The organism is Haloferax litoreum (genome assembly GCF_009674605.1).
In the GTDB taxonomy this organism is placed as follows: domain Archaea; phylum Halobacteriota; class Halobacteria; order Halobacteriales; family Haloferacaceae; genus Haloferax; species Haloferax litoreum.
The window spans coordinates 2,211,393-2,228,351 of record NZ_WKJO01000001.1 but is presented as its reverse complement, the minus strand read 5'-3'; the positions used below and the strand labels follow the sequence as shown (position 1 = coordinate 2,228,351).

Here is a 16,959-nt window from a genome sequence, read left to right as displayed (position 1 = left end):
AATCGCGGTTCCGCTTCAGGCCCGCTTTTGAATCTCTTCGCGGAGTACGTCGCTCACGACGCCACCGTCAGCCTTGCCGCGGAGTGCGCCCATCGCTTCGCCCATGAGCGCGGAGAACGCGCCCATGCCCTGTTCTTCGACCTGTTCGGCGTTTCGCTCGACGACTTCCGCGATGGCCTCGCGGACTTCGTCGTCGGAGACGCCGGAGAGGCCCGCTTCTTCGACCGCTTCCTCGGCCGTGAGGTCGGGGTTCTCGGCGATAGTCGAGAGTACGTCGTTGACGCCCTCTTTGGCGAGGTCACCGTCTTCGACGAGGTGCATGACGGCGAGGAGGTGGTCGTCGGAGAGACTCTCGACGGCAACGTCGTCGCGGCGGAGTTCGGTCAACGTCGATTCGAGGAGGCCCGCGGCGAACGTCGCGTCGATGCCCTCGTCGACAGCCTGTTCGAACAGGGGCATCTTGCGGCCGTAGGCGACCTGTTCGGCGAGGCCGGCGTCGAGGCCGAACTCGTCCTGATAGCGGTCTTCCTTCTCGGTGAGGAGTTCGGGCGTCTCCACGTCGCTCGGGTCGAGGTCGACGGGAAGCACGTCCGTCTCAGGGTACATCCGTGCCGCGCCGGGAAGCGGACGGAGGTAGCGCGTCGTGCCGTCGTCGTTGGCGCCGCGCGTCTCTTCGGGGACTTCCTCGATGGCGACTTCCGCGCGCTCTGCGACGGCGTCGATAGCGAGGTCAGCAGTCTCGGGGTCGTCGGCGACGATGGCGACGGCGTCCTCTGGACCGGCATCGACTGCCTCTCGGAGTGCGTCGACTTCGTCTTCGGTGACGCCGTAAGCCGGGAGTTCGTCGGTGTGGAAGATGCCGCCCGCGCCGTGGCGCTTGGCGTGGTCGGAGAATTCGGTTCCGAGGCGGCGGTCGGGTTGGAGTTCGCGGCCGACGAGACCATCGAATCCGGCGAGGCGGACACCCATGACCTTTCCACCGTCGTCGAGTGCGCCGCGGATGACGCCCGAGTCGGAGTCGGCGAACACGTCGGTCACGTCGGTCACGTCGCCGACGGACGCGCCGCGCGACTGGAGTTCGTCGCGAATCTCGACGAGTTCGGCCTGCCGACCGACCTCGAAACGGACGATTTCGTCGATTTGGTCGAGCGCCTGCACGCCCTTGATTTCGACGCGCGCACCGTCCGCGATGGAGACGTTCACGTCCTGTCGGATGGTACCGAGGCCGCGCTTGACCTTCCCGGTGGAGCGCAGGAGCATGCCGATAGTCTGGGCCGCCTCGCGCGCCTGCTCGGGCGAGGAGATGTCCGGTCCAGTTCCAATTTCGACCAGCGGGATGCCGAGGCGGTCGAGGCTGAAGAGCACGTCGTCACCGCGTTCTTCGACACGCTGTGCGGACTCCTCTTCGAGCATGAGGTCGACGATAGAGACGGGTCCGTCGCTCGTCTGAATCTCTCCTTCCTGTGCGATGAGCGTGGTTCGCTGGAAGCCAGAGGTGTTCGACCCGTCGATGACGAGTTTGCGCATCACGTGCGCCTGGTCGACGACGTTCATGTCGAGGAGCGACGCGATTTGCATCACGACGGTCCGCGCCTCTTCGTCGAGGCCGTGCGGCGGTTCGTCGTCCTCTTCGACCAGACAGGTCGTGTCGTAGGCGAGGTACTCGAACTCGCGTTCGACGCGGCTCTCTTCGAGGGCGGCGTCGTCGAGTTCGCCCAGTTCGCTCTTCGTCGGGTGCAGGAAGCGCGTGAACGTCCGCGCGGCGTCGTCAGGTTCCCGGAGTTCCGTGGGACACCCACAGAACAGTTTCGTCGCGGTGTCGAGTTGCTGGTGAATCTCGAGTCCCGCGACGAGACCGAGGTCCTCGTAGTCGTACTCGCTCATTGGTACCCCTTCCGTTCGGGGGGAGTAAAAAAGGATTCAGTCTGCCGTCAGAGTCTGCGGAGACCTTCGCCGATGCCTTCGACCTGTTCACACTCGGGACAGACGTACGTCCACCCATCGTTCGTCGCTCGTCCCTCCGGGAATACGGCCCCACAACCTCGACATTCCAACATGTCTCGCCCGCGGGCCCGCTGCTCTTGCAGTCCGGCCATATCCGTATAATCGTCAAAATCAGGCTTCAAAATACCGATTTTCGAGATTTCGTGAGAGTTCATACCCTGGTCAGTTGTGCCATAGCGACGCGGGGTGGTGATTGCTACCGCACACCGAGTAAATACAACGATTCGCCGGCCTAAACAAGCAGAAACCAGTCTCGGAACCGACACTGCACAGCCGCACCGCTCGCGGTGTAGAACTATCAAAAGAAGATACTATCGACGTTATCTGTTCAGTCGTCGCCGAGGATACCGCGGTGGGTCATCTTCTCGGGGTCGAGGACCTCGTCTGCTTCTGCTTCGGTGAGGTAGCCTTCGTCGACGGCGACCTGACGGACCGTCTTGCCGTCTGCGAGCGCCTTCTTCGCGACCTTCGACGCCTTGTCGTAGCCGATTGCCGGGTTGAGCGCCGTCGCCAGCGCCATCGACTGTTCGACCTGTTCGGCGCAGTGGTCCTCGTTGGCTTCGAGTTTGGCGACGAAGCGCTCGGCGAACACTTCAGACGAGTTCGAGAGGAGTTTCGCCGATTCGAGGAAGTTGTGCGCGAGGACGGGCTTGTAGAGGTTGAGGTCGATTTGCCCCTCGGCGGCACCCGCGGCGACGGCGGCGTCGTTGCCGACGACTTGCTTGTGGACCTGATTGACCGCCTCGGCGACGACGGGGTTGATTTTGCCGGGCATGATGGACGACCCGGGCTGGTTCTCGGGTTGTTCGAGTTCGCCGAGACCGTTGCGCGGACCGGAGGCGAGCAGGCGAAGGTCGTTCGCAATCTTGTTGAGCGACCCGGCGACGGTGCGGAGTGCGCCGTGTGCCTCGGCCATCGCGTCGTGGGCTGCCTGCGCTTCGAAGTGGTCGTCGGCCTCGCGGAAGTCGACACCAGTCTCTTCGCTCATGTACTCGGCTGCCTTCGCGGGGAACTCGGGGTGCGTGTTGAGGCCCGTCCCGACAGCGGTGCCGCCAAGGGCGAGTTCGCCGAGGTGCTCGCGGACGTTCTCGACGCGGCGGATGCCCTTTTCGACCTGCGTCCGGTAGCCACCGAACTCCTGGCCGAGACGGACGGGCGTGGCGTCCTGCAGGTGCGTGCGGCCGGTCTTGACGACGCTGTCGAACTCGTCTTCCTTGTCACCGAGCGCTTCAGCGAGTGTCTCCAGCGCGGGGAGGAGGTCTTTCTCGACTGCTTCGAGCGCGGAGACGTGCATCGCGGTCGGGATGACGTCGTTCGAAGACTGCCCGAAGTTGACGTGGTCGTTCGGGTGGACGACGCGGTCACCGATGCCCTCACCCATGAGTTCGGCGGCGCGGTTGGCGATGACCTCGTTCGCGTTCATGTTCGACGAGGTACCGGACCCGGTCTGGAAGACGTCGACGGGGAACTGGTCGTCGAGTTCGCCGGCGATGACCTCGTCGGCGGCCTCGACGATGGCCTCGGCCACGTCGTCGTCTATCATGCCGAGGTCACGGTTGGCCTGTGCCGCCGCCTTCTTGACTACGCCGAGAGCGCGGACGAAGCGCCGCCCAAACGTGATGCCAGAGATGGGGAAGTTTTCGACCGCTCGCTGGGTCTGTGCACCCCAGTACGCGTCGACCGGTACCTCCATCTCTCCGAGACTGTCCTGCTCGATTCGGTAATCATCGTCTCCCATAATCTGGGCGTCGTCGTGGTATGAGGTAAAATCCATTGGTACATGCCTGATTTTGGCACCGACTCAGTGGAATTCACTCGGAGACGGATAGTTCTCTTCGCGTGCTTCGGTAACGGAACTGCGGTGGTGGCGGTTACTCGTCCAGCGCCGCGTACTCCTCGGGGGTGTAGGTCTTGAGTTCCATCGCGTGGATGTCCGTCGTCATGTGGTCGCCGAGGGCGTCGTAGACGAGTTGGTGCTGCTGGACGAGCGACTTCCCCTCGAAGGCAGGCGAGATGACGAGGGCCGCGAAGTGGGCGTCTTCGTGGTTCTCGTCGACCGACCGTGGACGGGAGACGGTCGCCTCGGCGTCTTCGATGTTCGACTCGATGAGTGCCTCGATGTCTGCGATATCCATGTGCGTACTCGGGGTGTGCGGCGGGAAAAATCGTCCGGGAGCGTCACCGGTGGTGACGACTCGGCCGAGGGACTAGCGAGACGACGATTCGACCCTCTCGATTCTGCGGAGGTTTATACCCGATGCCGACTCACCCCGACCTGTGACAGACGGGACGACACCACTCACGACGGCCCTCGACGAGGTGGAGCGAGTGCTCCGCGATGAACACGACCGACTGCTGACAGTCGTTGGACAGTGCGCAGACGCCGTCGTCGCCGAGTGGGACGGCGATTCGGTTGCCGACCGTGACCGTGTCGTGCCGCCGTTCGCCCGCGCACTCGACGGGTCTGGCGCACTCTCGCGACTCCCGCGCGCACTCGCAGACGCGGTGACTGCCACCGGACGCCCGATGCCTGCGCCACCGGTCGCTGCCCCACCGTACGTCGTCGTCACTGGCGAAGGTGTCGTCCTTCGCGCGACAGTCGGCGACGAACGACTCGTGATACTCCTGCGGACGTTCGACGTCACGTCCGACGAGTCGGAACGCTACGTCAGGACGGAGGACGTATCGATAGAAATCGAGGTGTGCTAAGGCCGACTCGTTCGGCGATTCCGACACGCCGGCCGAGACTTACATCTGGTAGCGTCGAACGTCGTCCCGCGGGGGTGCTTGCGCCTGCCCGGTCATCTCGTCGTAGGTCATCCCCGCGAGGTACTCGTCGTAGGTCACATCGTATCCCTGTCGGATGTGAAAGTCGAGTTTGCCGCGGTCCAGTTCCGACTGGAAGAGCGCGTGAATCCCGCGACGGACGAGTTCGCTCACGTCGTCGGTATCGTAGAGGGCGACGAGCATCGCGAGTTCGTGGCGTGTCTCGCGGTCCAGCGAGACCGCCACTTCCTCGCCAAGGTCGCTGTAGGCGTCCGTCACGTCGTCTGAGAGTTCGTCGAGTGTCATCGGCCGGCGATGGGGTCGTCAGGGGCATACGCGTTTCGACCGCGGAACGTCCGCGACGACCACGTCGGGTCCGCCACCAACCGCTCCCGAGACGAATTTGGTAGAGAGTCGAAACAGAGTACGTACCGATTCTGTCCAGAGTGCGGTCGAAAGTGAAAAAATCGCTATCCGTCGTGGGGGAGTCCTCTCTATCGACAATGTCGAAACACACGACACGCCGACGATTCCTCGTCGCAGCAGGATTGGCTGGAACGACGCTCCTCGCAGGGTGCACCGGGTCGACCGGTGGCGGGAACGGTGGCACGATGGGCACGGCGACCACCGAAGAGATGACAACTGAGTCGACGACCGAACAGAGTGGTTCGACCCCCACCGACCCCGAGTCGGCCCCCAGAGCAACCGTCGACCGGTTCAGCGAGGCGGCGGGGACGCTGATGGTCCGCACCGACGAAAACGGCCTGCCCGGCCCGGACGAAGCAGTCGACTTCGACGGCGGCCCCTTCATCACGCAGGGACTCGGCCCAGACGGCGAAGTCGTCCGATACTACAACTTCGACGTGCAGGCGACGACGCCGGCACCCATCTACGCACTCTTCCGCGAGGGTGAGGACACGCCGGTCGAAGGACAACTCAACGTCATCGACGTGATTCCGGGAGACGAGGGCTACAACGACTTCTGGCACGTTCACAAGGTGACGGTCCCCGAGGACTACGAAGCGAACACGGCGACGAGTCTGGCCGACATCGAAGACGCCGGGTACGAGATGGAGGCGACCGACATGCTCGTGAACTGCCCCGTCGTCCCCGACGGGTCGACTGCCTCGATGCGCTACGGCGACGAAGACACGGGTCTCGTCGAAGGCTGGTATCAGGGTATGGTCGTCTCGTACTTCCAGTTCACCGAAGCGGCCCTCACACTGAGTGGAGACAGCGTCCCGCTGTCGCCAATCTACGTCACGTTCAACGTGAACCCCGGCGAGGACGGCGGTGGCCCGCCATCTGGCTTCGTGACCGAAGACGGGAGCGACCAAACGCACAACGTCGTCGCCACGCTGCCGGACGACTCCGGGTACTCGCCGCTGTGGTTCGTGAACATCTACGACAACGCCGACTTCGACGCCGTCTCGGACCTCGGTTCGGCAACCGACGCCGAGCAACTCGCGTCGGGTGCGGCGAACGTCAACTGCCCAATCGTCTCCGTGGAGTGAACGGGAGGGCCGGTGGGTGACCACCGAATAGTTACCTTGCATCGCCACGGCTAAACGCGCCCCGTCCTAAGCCGGGGCGATGAGCGACGCGGAGTCCGCACTCCCCTCTGACCTCGACCGCAACGCAGTCCAGACGGCGCTGGTCGAGTGGTACGAAGCCGACCACCGGGACTTCCCGTGGCGTCGTACCGACGACCCCTACGAGATTCTCGTCTCCGAGGTGATGAGCCAACAGACGCAACTCGGACGTGTGGTCGAGGCGTGGGACGCATTCCTCGCCGAGTGGCCGACGGTGTCGGACCTCGCGGCGGCCGACAGAGCGGACGTGGTCGCCTTCTGGACGAGTCACAGCCTCGGCTACAACAACCGAGCGAAGTACCTCCACGAAGCGGCGCGACAGGTTACAGAAGACCACGATAGGTCGTTCCCCGAGGACCCGGACGGCCTCTCGGAACTCATGGGCGTCGGCCCGTACACGGCCAACGCAGTCGCCTCTTTCGCGTTCAACAACGGTGACGCCGTCGTCGACACCAACGTCAAGCGCGTCCTCCACCGCGCCTTCGCCGTCCCAGACGACGATTCGGTGTTCGAGGTGGCGGCGTCAGAACTCATGCCCGAGGGCGAATCCCGAGTCTGGAACAACGCCATCATGGAACTCGGCGGCGTCGCCTGCGGGAAGACGCCGAGGTGCGACGAGTCTGGGTGTCCGTGGCGGCAGTTCTGCCACGCCTACGAGACGGGTGATTTCACCGCGCCCGACGTCCCGACGCAACCGAAGTTCGAGGGGAGCAGGAGACAGATGCGAGGCCGCGTGGTTCGCATTCTGGGCGAGTACGACGAATTAGGATTAGATGAACTCGGGCCGCGTGTGCGAGTGGATTACGGTGGCGAGACGGGTGAGGAGTGGCTCCGTGGACTCCTCGACGACCTCTCCGCTGATGGCCTCGTCGCCATCGAGGAACGCGGCGGCGAGACAACTGCCAGCCTCCGCCGATGACCCATCTGAGCGGTCCGAAATCGGTCACTTGTCCCCGCTGAACGAGATGGACAGCGAAGCACACGCCCGGCGGAGTGTCTCCCGAACTGTGAAAAACTGTTAGAATTCTATAGTATCAAAGGTGTCATTGTTGGCACCCGCCTATCTCCTGTCTGTAAGGCCTATGCAATCGTTGAAACGATGGGTACGCCTTTTGACGAACGGTTCGGAGGAGACGCGGGTGAGAGCGACGTGGCGGAGTCTCATCCCCCTCGGAGTCGGGTTCGGAATACAACTGCTCGCACTGGCCGGTCTCGCCTCCACCATCCGCACGCTGTTCGAGGTGGCCGAGTTCGGACCCGAACTCAGACAGATGATAAACCTCGGGTTGCTCGGTCTCGTCTCTGCCATCGGACTGCTCTGTGCGGTCGTCGTCGCTCGCCGGCTAGACGAGCGAACGCTGTCGGGATACGGTCTCGGTGTTTCTCGAATCGATAGACTCGATTTGCTCGCTGGGACCGTCATCGGTGGGCTCACGTATGCGGTCCCCACGGGCGTGTTTCTCTTCACCGGCGATGCCGAACTGAAACGGACGCTCGTCTCTCCTGTGAGCGCCCCTCGCGTCGTCGCGGTACTGGCCGTGGCAGCTATCGTCACCTTCGGGTTTCAGGTCACGTTCGAAGAGTTCGTCTTCCGGAGCGCCATGCTCACAAACTTCGCCGAAGGACTCACAGCCAGAGACGTCTCAGACGAGGCGGCTGTGGGTGCCGCTCTCCTGCTCAGTTCGCTGCTCTTCGGCGTGATGCACGTCGTTCGTCAGGGAGGGGGCGGAGTCGAAGGACGGAGCGTCCAAATCGTACTCACGAGCGCGCTGTTGGGGTTGCTGTGGGGCGGAGCGTACGTTCTGACCGGCCGATTGTCGGTCGCAGTCGGTCTCCACTTCGGACACAACGTCTGGGCCGCTGTCGTGTTGCAACCAACGGGGGTCACGCCGACGCCACCAGCGCTCGGGCAGGTGGCCTATACGGCGAGTCTGTACGAGTTGACGATTGGGAAGGTCGTTGTCGGGGCTGCCTGCCTGTTGACGTGGGTATACCTGACTCGCGGAGAACTCGCTATCGAGTCGGATATCGCGCACTGGCGGGCGAAGAGTTCGGGGGTGGCGTCCTAACGACTGCGTCCCGGCACGTCTAACGGCCGGACTTCTCCCCCCGGCGATGGGTCTCGTTCGACCGTCACGGCACTTTCAGATACGCATCACCCGCGGCCTGTCGCGTGACGAGTTCACCGACACCCGACGGGACCACCTCCGCGCCGGCGACGAGGGACGCCGCGTCGATGTTACGGGTGTCCAACGAATTCTGACAGACGCGACAGCGCACGCCATCTCCGAGGAGTGATTCGATTCGGTCTGCGACGGGTGACTCGCCGAGAAAGTACGAGACGGCGTCGCCGTTCGCGAGCAGTGTGACCGACTCGGTTTCGACTGTCTCGTCGTCGCGGAGATTGCTGACGTTGGCGAGGGCGTGACGGACCTCCGATTCGGTCCCGCTTGACAGGTGGAAGACGACGTTCATCGTCTCTGATTCGACCGCGAGTCTCGTGTCTGTTGCGCCTGTTCGCGTCTGCGGTCGCGTGACGTCCCTGCGCCGGGCCGACGCTGTTTTTACTCCCGACCCGGTGAGACAGCGTATGGACCAGACACACGTGGTCGCTGTCGTCGGTAGTCTCCGCGACCACAGTTTTACTCGGTACGCGCTCCGTTACGCGCTCGACGGTGCCGAGGCCGCCGGCGCGACGACCGAACTCGTGGACCTCCGCGACTTCGACCTCCCGCCACTGAACGCCGACTACGACGAACAGGGTGACTCCGTCGAGTTCGCCTCCATCATCGACGACGCAGATGCCGTCATCCTCGGCACGCCTGTGTATCACGGGTCGTACTCTGGGGTCCTCAAGAACGCCCTCGACTACTGTGGGTTCGACGAGTTCAGTGAGAAGACCGTCGGGTTGCTCGCAGTCGCCGGTGGGTCGTTCCCGGTCACGGCACTCGAACATCTTCGTTCTGTCTGCCGGTCGTTGAACGCGTGGGTCCTCCCGCATCAGGCCGCAGTCCCGCGAGCCTCTTCGGCGTTCGACGGGGAAGAACTCGTAGACGGTGGCCTCCGTGACCGAATCGAACGACTCGGCCGCGACGCCGTCATGTACGCCAACATCGAACCCGAACCGTCGACGTTCGAGAGCGACGAGAACGTCGGTGCCGACGACTGACGCCACATCGACGCGTCGTGTCTGGTGACAGTCACCAGTCGTCGAGAGTCGCCGGAGATGAACAATCGTTTTGACCCTCCTCGTCTCCCTCATGAGATATGCACGCCATCACACAGAGTGGGTGGATAGAGGTCATCACTGGGTCGATGTTCTCGGGCAAGACAGAGGAGTTGCTTCGACGCCTCCGTCGCGCGGAGATTGCGGGGCAGGAGATTTCCGTGTTCAAACCGGAAGTCGACGACCGATACGGTGAGACGACTGTCGGGTCCCACGCCGGTCGGTCGTGGGAAGCGAGTGTCGTCCCCTCCGAAGGCGAAGGCGTCTGGCAAATCGTGGACGAACTGAACGGTGAGGACGTCGTCGCCATCGACGAGGCGAACTTCTTCTCCACCGAGTTGGTCGACGTGTGTGAGCGATTGGCCGCCGACGGAAAGCGCGTCGTCATCTCCGGGCTAGACCAGACGTACCGCGGCGAACCGTTCGAACCACTCCCGCAACTGATGGCACTCGCCGAGTACGTGGACAAACTGCAGGCAATCTGTACTATCTGTGGGGAACCGGCGACCCGGAACCAACGCCTCATCGACGGTGAACCTGCCCACGTAGACGAACCGACTGTCCTCGTCGGCGCAGAGGAGTCCTACGAAGCACGGTGCCGGAACTGTCATACGCTCCGGCGTGACTAGAGGCTAGCGTGACTACTTGGGTCGAGACCCCCCGGGAGGGCCGTGACCGCGGCGTCGCTGGCGTCCTCCGCGCGTGGGTCGCCGTTCTCGTTCGCCCCCGCCAGTTCTTCCGCGACGGCGTCGCACCCGGCGACCAGGCACCGGGACTGCTGTTTGCGATTTCGGTCGCCCTCGTCTACCAGAGTCTCCAGTACGCCCTCACCCCATCGACCATCCCCGCCATCGAAGGCGGGCCAGTCGTCTCTGCGGTGGTCGCACTCCTCGTCATCGCCCTCTTCGTCGCGCCGGCGCTCCTCCACCTGACCGCAGCGATACAGACGGCACTTCTCATTCCGTTGCTGTCGCGGCGTGCCGGCGTCAGTGAGACAGTTCAGGTCATCGCCTACGCCGCCGCCCCGTGTGCCCTCGCGAGTCTGCCCATCCCCGGTCTCCGCGCACTCTGTGCGGTATACGGTGCCGCACTCCTCGCAATCGGCATCAGTGAGGTCCATCAAACGTCGCTCGCGAAGGCCGTGCTGGCCTCGGCAGTTCCCGCAGGAGTCGTCTTTGGCTACGCCTTCGGTGGGTTTCGGGCGGTTTCGGACCTCGCCGCCGCACTCGCACTGGTGTAGATTTCCCGTCGAAACGCCGGGGGAATTCGCTCGTACGCGCGTCTCTCTAGCCTGAGCGCTTTTCGACAATCGTTTTAGTTAGGGGTTGTTTGCTAAATCCAATGGATTGGATTACGCACGAGGAGGACGTCTGGTTCGAGTTCCGGGGAAATAGTCCCCATCAACTCGTTCCCGGCCGATTCTACAAGGGCACCGTCGACGGGTACGCCGACTTCGGTGTCTTCGTCGACCTCGCTCCGAACGTGACTGGACTACTGCACCGTAGCGAACTGGACCGCCGCCTCGAGACCCTCGAGTGGGAACCCGGCGACGACGTGTTCGTCCAAGTCAAGAACGTCCGCGACAACGGGAACGTCGACCTCGGATGGTCGATTCGAGAGACCGAATCCGAGTTCCGCGGCGCTCGCGTCCACGACCCGGACGGCGACCACGACGGCGAACCCATCGAAAAGCAGGTGTCGGACAGTGGCCCCACGACGGTCAAGACGCGCCCGAAGACGGGCAAAACGACGCGCCCCGTCGGTCTGAAGACTGAATCTGAAGCCGAACCTGTCGAAGAGGCTGCCGAACCCGCACAGGCGGAAGAGGTCTCCAAAGAGTCTGCCGAACCCGCACAGACAGAAGAGGTCTCCGAAGAACCTGCCGAGGAAGGCCGCGCGCCGACCGCCAAGGATGTCGTCGGTGACATCGAAGAGGCAGAGACCGAAGCGACCGAGGCCGAGTCTGAAGCCGAGGCCGTCGAAGCCGACCCTGTCGAAACTGAGGACGAAGCGGAAGACGAACCGGCCGAACTCGAACGCGTCACGCTCGCCGACATCGAGAACCACGTTGGCAACGACGTTCGCGTCGAAGGCGAAGTTGCGAGCGTTCGCCAGACTGGCGGTCCGACCGTCTTCGAACTCCGTGACGAGACGGCCGTCGCCGACTGTGCTGCCTTCGTCGAGGCCGGCGTCCGTGCGTACCCCGAAGTCGAAGTGGGCGACTACGTCCGCATCGACGGCGAAGTCGAACGACGTCGCGGCGAACTCCAAATCGAGACCGAGGAACTGACCGTTCTCGACGGCGACGCCGCTGAGACCATCTCCCAGCGACTCGCAGACGCGCTCTCTGACGAAGCGCGCCCCGAGGCAATCGCACCGCTCGCGGCCCACGAACCGGTCGCCGCCGTCGGCAAGTCGCTGCTCGACGCCACAGAGGCCATTCGCCGTGCAGTCCTCGAATCGCGCCCCATCGTCGTCCGCCACACCGCCACGGCAGACGGCTACGTCGCCGGTGCCGCCGTCGAACGTGCCGTGCTCCCGCTCATTCGCGCGGAACACCCACGCGACGACGCCGAGTACCACTACTTCACCCGCCGTCCGCTCGAAGAGGCCGTCTACGGCATGGATGCCGCCACGAACGACGTGACGCGGATGCTCGAAGACCGTGACCGCCACGACGAGAAGCTTCCACTCGTACTCCTCCTCGGTGCCGGGTCGACCGCCGAATCCCTCGACGGACTCGGCCTGCTCGGCGTCTACGGCTCCGAGCGAGTCGTCGTCGACGCCGCGCCCGCAGACGAAGAAGTCGCCGCCGAAGTGGACGTTCTCGTCAACCCCGCCCGCGAGGGTGCCGACGCGAGCGACCTCTCGGTCGGTGCGCTGGCCGCGACGCTTGCCGCTGCCGTCAACGAGGACGTGCGCGACGACGTGTCGCATCTCCCCGCCGTCAGTTACTGGGAGAACTGCCCGCAGCAGTACCTCGACCTCGCCGCAGACCACGGATTCGACGCCGACCTCGTCCGCGAACTCCGCGAGGCAATCGCGCTGGAAGCGTACTACCAGTCGTACCAGGACAAGCGCGAACTCATCGCAGACCTCCTGTTCGATGCCGACGAGGCCCTCGCTGGCCACGTCTCCGAACAGTTCCGCATCAAGGTCGAAGCGGAAGTCGAGACCGCGGAAGCGAACCTCACGGTTCGTGGCTACGACGACGTCTCCGGCGTCGTCCTCGACTCCGACGCCTACAGTCACCGCTTCGACTTCCCGCCGACTGGGCTCCTCGTCGACGAACTCCACCGCCGCAACCGCGAGGGTGACCACTTCCTGACCATCGCACTCGGCACGGACGAACTGTACCTCCGTAGCACGGGCGACCTCGACTTCCGCGCACTCGTGGAATCGGCGTCCGCGAAGGCCCCCGCAGCAGGCCTCGCCGCCGCCGGCATCCGCGAAGGCCGCATCGAGTTCCTCTCCGGCGCTCGTGACGAGGCCCTCGACGCCGTCTTCGAGGCCGCGGCAGAGCAGTTCTAAGCCACAATCCAGATTCCTCCTCGTTCGTTCTCGACGGAGGACCGCGACTTCGACACCGTCGAGCGACACGCTTATCCACGAAACGACCCGATTCGCGCCCATGAACCGTCACCACGTCGCCACCCGGGAGGTGAGTCCGTGAGCGCCGAAACCGAGTCCGAGGCGTTCGAGCGGACCTGCGAAGCGCTCGTCGAGCGCATCCTCGCGGGCGAAGTCGACCGCGACGACCTCGAGTCGGCGAAACTCGACGCCTGTTCGGAACACTCCTCGCCAAAGGTGCCGAAGAACACCGAGATTCTCCAGTACGCACCCAAAGACCGCCGCGAGGAGGTCAAAGAGGTCGTCCGACGCAAGCCCGTCAGAACCGCCTCCGGCGTCTCACCAGTCGCCATCATGACCTCGCCGCACATGTGCCCGCACGGGAAGTGTCTCTACTGTCCCGGTGGCCCAGCGAGCGAGTTCTCCTCGTCGCAGTCGTACACCGGTCACGAACCCGCCGCCGCCCGTGGCGTCCAGAACGACTACGACCCCTACGGACAGGTCACGCTTCGCCTCGAACAACTCCGACACATCGGCCACCCAGTGGACAAGGTCGAACTCATCTTGATGGGCGGGACGATGACCGCCCGGAGCCACGACTATCAAGAGTGGTTCGTCAAGCGGGCGCTCGAAGCGATGAACGACTACGACCTCTCGAAGGAACCCGCACCCGCCGAGAACGAGTCGTTCAAGCCCGACCCCGAGGATGTCGAGTTCAAATATCTCGAAGACGTCATCGCCGAGAACGAGACGGCCGACATCCGCAACATCGGGACGACGTTCGAGACCAAGCCAGACTGGTGCGACCCCGAGCAAATCGACCGCATGCTCGATTTGGGTGCGACGAAGGTCGAAGTCGGCGTCCAGACGACCTACGAGCGCATCAACCGTGAGATGCACCGCGGCCACGGCGTGCAGGCGTCCATCGACGCCAACCGCCGCCTCCGCGACTCGGCGTTCAAAGTCGGGTTCCACATGATGCCGGGGCAACCGGGCATGACGAAAGAGATGTGTCTGGAGGACTTCCGCCAACTGTTCGAGAACAGCGATTGGCGGCCGGACTACCTCAAAATCTACCCGACGCTCATTGTCCGCGACACCATCACCTACGACATGTGGCGCCGCGGCGAGTACGAACCGCTGAACAACGAGGAGGCCGCCGACATCGTCGCCGAAGTCATGGGTATGATTCCGAAGTACACGCGCCTCCAGCGCGTCCAGCGCGACATCCCTGCGGACTTCATCGACGCCGGCGTCTGGAAGTCCAACCTCCGCCAACTCGCCAGCCAGCGGGCAGAAGAGAAGGGTATCGTCCCGCGCGACATTCGCGCCCGCGAAGTCGGGATGAACGAGGCTGACCCGGACCTCGACCGCGTCGAACTCGACGTGATGACGTACGAAGTCGCCGGCGGGACGGAACACTTCATCTCGTTCGAAGACCCCGTCGAAGACCTGCTCATCGGCTTTTGTCGCCTTAGGTTCCCCGGAAACCCGGTTCGGAAAGAGCTTCAGAACGCCGCGCTCGTCCGTGAACTCCACGTCTACGGGTCGGAAGCCGGCATCGGCGCAGACGGCGACTGGCAGCACAAGGGCTACGGCCGCAAACTTCTCGCTCACGCCGAAGAACTCTCCCGTGACGCCGGGTACGACAAGATTTCGGTCATCTCGGGTATCGGTGTCCGCCAGTACTACAAGGAGAAACTCGGGTACTATCAGGACGGTCCGTACGTGTCGAAGCGGTTGTAGGTGAGTCTTTTTGGTCCAGATTTTTGTGGCCCGAACGAAGTGAGGGCCGGAAAAAGGTGGGACTGGGTCGTCCGTGTCGAAGCGGTTGTAGTGAGCGGCAACACGGACATATTTATCAGCGAAGCAACTGTTTTTCCGGGGCGATGGACTCGTCACACACTGACCAACTCGTGTCGTCTGTCCACCGGGCGATTCTCGGTGGTCTCCTCGCCGTCGTCGGTATCATCGCGTTCGGAACGACCTTTCGCGCACTCGGGTCGGGGCAGTACGTCCTTGGTCTGGTCAGTCTCGGAGTACTCGTCGGCTGTGTGTTTTGGGTGCTCTCGCTCCTCGAAGAGGGTCTGAAAGAACGATGAACGTCTAAAAGTGATTTTCACTCTTGAGACTCGCTCCGCCACGTTTTTGCTTTTTCAGACGACTGACTGGTACGATGGCAGGAAAGGGGGGTCGCCAGACGTGACACCGTGGGTAGAGGACCTCAGGTCGACGCTGGCGCAGTTCGTCTCGACAGAAGAACGAATCGGTCTCTCGGCGGCGCTCGTGGTACTCGCGCTTGGAATCGCGTTGTTCCTCGCGCCGCGAATCGTCTCACGCGTGAGGGTGGAGTTCCACGACCGGGTCCTCGAACATTCGAAAGTTCCCGACCCAGTCACCGACGTGACGTGGATGTTCCCGACCACGATCATCGTGCGGACACTTCAAGTCGCTATCTTCGTCGGAACTGGATTGTCGTTACTGTGGCTCTGGGGATTCACCGGCCTCGCCGACGACGTCGTGGCTGTGCTTCAAGTCGCGGTTCCGAACCTCGCTAAAATCGGGGTGACACTGGTCCTCTTCGCAGGCGCGCTCGCTGGGACGAACGTCCTCGAAGAACAACTGGACGCGTACGCGAAGAATTCGGAGAACATCAACGCTCATCAACAGGGAATCGCCTTCCGTGTCCTTCAGGTGGTCGTCCTCCTCGCCGTCGGTATGGCAACGCTCACGGTCTGGGACTTCGAAATCGGTGGCATCCTCGTCGGTGCCGGGTTCCTCGGTATCGTCGTCGGTATGGCCGCCCGACAGACCCTCGGCTCTCTCATCGCGGGGTTTGTCCTGATGTTCTCTCGGCCGTTCGAACTCGGTGACTGGGTCAAAATCGACGACGCGGAGGGTATCGTCACCGACATCACTATCATCAACACCCGTCTGAGCAACGCCGACGGTGAGACGGTCGTCTTCCCCAACGACCGGGTGACGAACGCCAAGATTACGAACCGCACGAAGCGCAACCGACTCCGACTCAGAATGGATGTCGGTATCGATTACGAGACAGACATCGACCACGCCGAAGACGTCGCCCGGGAGGCGTTGACCGACCTCCAGTTCGTCGAGAGCGTACCGGAACCACAGGTGGTGCCGACCACGTTCGGTGACTCGTCTATCGGCCTGCAACTGTTGTTCTGGATTACGAACCCCTCGGCCCCGCGCCGAATGCGAGCGAAAGCCGAGGTGCTTCGGAACGTCAAGACGGCGTTCGACCGCGAAGGAATCAAGATACCCTTCCCGCAGCGCGAACTCCTCGCCCGCGAGGAGGCCGACGGGTTCCAACTCCGGAACGAACGCCGCAGTCAACCCGTGTCGAAGTCGGTCTCGAACGAGGACTGAACGCACCGCCTCACGTCTGATTCCGTGCCCTCTCGGCGTTCTGCTCGAAAAACTGACGCGTGGGTGTGGAAGCGAAAGACTCGGTTCGTGTCGTGGATTCGACTCACGCCGACTGGGTCTTCGACTCCATTTCGGCAAACGCCTCTGGTACGCAGTACCACCTGTTAGAGGCGTTCACGGATGTTGTATGACCCACACTCCGGACACGCGACTGTCTGTACTGACTGTTCTTCCGAGGTGAACTCGGCGTGGCACACCTCACACTGATAGTTGTACTGTTCGGTATCGACGGTTCCAAAGAGGACCGCTTTCAGGGTTTGAACGGCGGACATCTGTCCCACCCCACTAGGGACTATGCTAAGTTGTAGCATAAACCCGAGCAATCGTTCAGGTCTGGCGTACCTACCG

The 16,959-nt window shown here is 63.2% G+C and carries 18 protein-coding genes; 11 read left to right on the top strand and 7 right to left on the bottom strand.

Going from position 1 to position 16,959, the window contains the following annotated elements:
• Positions 1–15: 15 nt before the first annotated feature.
• The 4 genes from gatE to GJR96_RS11490 all read right to left on the bottom strand — a co-directional run bounded on the left by gatE (position 16) and on the right by GJR96_RS11490 (position 4,139).
• Positions 16–1,884 carry a Glu-tRNA(Gln) amidotransferase subunit GatE gene (gene gatE / locus GJR96_RS11500; RefSeq protein ID WP_151163051.1) on the bottom strand — a complete coding sequence of 623 codons (1,869 nt, stop codon included), beginning with the start codon at positions 1,882–1,884 and terminating at the stop codon, positions 16–18.
• Positions 1,885–1,931: 47 nt separating this feature from the next.
• Positions 1,932–2,096 (bottom strand): HVO_2901 family zinc finger protein, encoded by a 165-nt coding sequence (locus GJR96_RS18145; RefSeq protein WP_191965854.1) that lies wholly within the window; start codon positions 2,094–2,096, stop codon positions 1,932–1,934.
• A 236-nt stretch (positions 2,097–2,332) separates the two neighbouring features.
• Positions 2,333–3,742: a class II fumarate hydratase gene (locus tag GJR96_RS11495; protein WP_151163050.1), complete on the bottom strand. Its 1,410-nt coding sequence runs from the start codon at positions 3,740–3,742 to the stop codon at positions 2,333–2,335.
• Between the two features lie 133 nt (positions 3,743–3,875).
• A complete protein-coding gene (locus tag GJR96_RS11490; protein WP_058572233.1) occupies positions 3,876–4,139 on the bottom strand; it encodes a BolA family protein in 264 nt (87 codons plus the stop codon).
• A gap of 142 nt (positions 4,140–4,281) precedes the next feature.
• Here GJR96_RS11490 and GJR96_RS11485 point away from each other — a divergent pair, with 142 nt between their 5' ends.
• The gene (locus GJR96_RS11485) at positions 4,282–4,713 is read left to right on the top strand and encodes a hypothetical protein (RefSeq protein ID WP_151163049.1); all 432 of its coding nucleotides are present in this window, start codon (positions 4,282–4,284) and stop codon (positions 4,711–4,713) included.
• A 39-nt stretch (positions 4,714–4,752) separates the two neighbouring features.
• On the opposite strand, the gene GJR96_RS11480 is transcribed toward GJR96_RS11485, so the two are convergent.
• Positions 4,753–5,076, bottom strand: coding sequence for a hypothetical protein (locus GJR96_RS11480; RefSeq protein WP_151163048.1), 324 nt, complete (start codon positions 5,074–5,076; stop codon positions 4,753–4,755).
• Positions 5,077–5,273: 197 nt separating this feature from the next.
• Here GJR96_RS11480 and GJR96_RS11475 point away from each other — a divergent pair, with 197 nt between their 5' ends.
• The 3 genes from GJR96_RS11475 to GJR96_RS11465 all read left to right on the top strand — a co-directional run bounded on the left by GJR96_RS11475 (position 5,274) and on the right by GJR96_RS11465 (position 8,431).
• The gene (locus GJR96_RS11475; RefSeq protein ID WP_151163047.1) at positions 5,274–6,284 is read left to right on the top strand and encodes a hypothetical protein; all 1,011 of its coding nucleotides are present in this window, start codon (positions 5,274–5,276) and stop codon (positions 6,282–6,284) included.
• A gap of 79 nt (positions 6,285–6,363) precedes the next feature.
• Entirely contained in the window at positions 6,364–7,281 is a 918-nt protein-coding gene (locus GJR96_RS11470; RefSeq protein WP_151163046.1) for an A/G-specific adenine glycosylase, read from the top strand.
• 193 nt (positions 7,282–7,474) lie between these two features.
• Complete coding sequence (locus tag GJR96_RS11465; protein ID WP_191965853.1) at positions 7,475–8,431, top strand: CPBP family glutamic-type intramembrane protease; 957 nt, start codon at positions 7,475–7,477, stop codon at positions 8,429–8,431.
• Positions 8,432–8,495: 64 nt separating this feature from the next.
• On the opposite strand, the gene GJR96_RS11460 is transcribed toward GJR96_RS11465, so the two are convergent.
• Positions 8,496–8,837 carry a DsrE family protein gene (locus GJR96_RS11460; RefSeq protein ID WP_151163044.1) on the bottom strand — a complete coding sequence of 114 codons (342 nt, stop codon included), beginning with the start codon at positions 8,835–8,837 and terminating at the stop codon, positions 8,496–8,498.
• A 115-nt stretch (positions 8,838–8,952) separates the two neighbouring features.
• On the opposite strand from GJR96_RS11460, the gene GJR96_RS11455 reads away from it, so the two are divergent.
• The 7 genes from GJR96_RS11455 to GJR96_RS11425 all read left to right on the top strand — a co-directional run bounded on the left by GJR96_RS11455 (position 8,953) and on the right by GJR96_RS11425 (position 16,551).
• A complete protein-coding gene (locus GJR96_RS11455) occupies positions 8,953–9,531 on the top strand; it encodes an NADPH-dependent FMN reductase (protein WP_151163043.1) in 579 nt (192 codons plus the stop codon).
• A 98-nt stretch (positions 9,532–9,629) separates the two neighbouring features.
• The gene (locus GJR96_RS11450; protein WP_151163042.1) at positions 9,630–10,217 is read left to right on the top strand and encodes a thymidine kinase; all 588 of its coding nucleotides are present in this window, start codon (positions 9,630–9,632) and stop codon (positions 10,215–10,217) included.
• A gap of 8 nt (positions 10,218–10,225) precedes the next feature.
• A complete protein-coding gene (locus GJR96_RS11445) occupies positions 10,226–10,828 on the top strand; it encodes a YIP1 family protein (protein ID WP_151163041.1) in 603 nt (200 codons plus the stop codon).
• Between the two features lie 101 nt (positions 10,829–10,929).
• Complete coding sequence (locus GJR96_RS11440) at positions 10,930–13,119, top strand: DHH family phosphoesterase (protein ID WP_151163040.1); 2,190 nt, start codon at positions 10,930–10,932, stop codon at positions 13,117–13,119.
• A 138-nt stretch (positions 13,120–13,257) separates the two neighbouring features.
• Entirely contained in the window at positions 13,258–14,904 is a 1,647-nt protein-coding gene (locus tag GJR96_RS11435; protein ID WP_191965852.1) for a tRNA uridine(34) 5-carboxymethylaminomethyl modification radical SAM/GNAT enzyme Elp3, read from the top strand.
• Between the two features lie 143 nt (positions 14,905–15,047).
• Positions 15,048–15,260 carry a hypothetical protein gene (locus GJR96_RS11430; protein WP_151163038.1) on the top strand — a complete coding sequence of 71 codons (213 nt, stop codon included), beginning with the start codon at positions 15,048–15,050 and terminating at the stop codon, positions 15,258–15,260.
• A 100-nt stretch (positions 15,261–15,360) separates the two neighbouring features.
• The gene (locus GJR96_RS11425) at positions 15,361–16,551 is read left to right on the top strand and encodes a mechanosensitive ion channel family protein (RefSeq protein WP_151163037.1); all 1,191 of its coding nucleotides are present in this window, start codon (positions 15,361–15,363) and stop codon (positions 16,549–16,551) included.
• A gap of 164 nt (positions 16,552–16,715) precedes the next feature.
• On the opposite strand, the gene GJR96_RS11420 is transcribed toward GJR96_RS11425, so the two are convergent.
• Positions 16,716–16,883 (bottom strand): hypothetical protein, encoded by a 168-nt coding sequence (locus GJR96_RS11420; protein ID WP_154326223.1) that lies wholly within the window; start codon positions 16,881–16,883, stop codon positions 16,716–16,718.
• Positions 16,884–16,959: the final 76 nt, after the last annotated feature.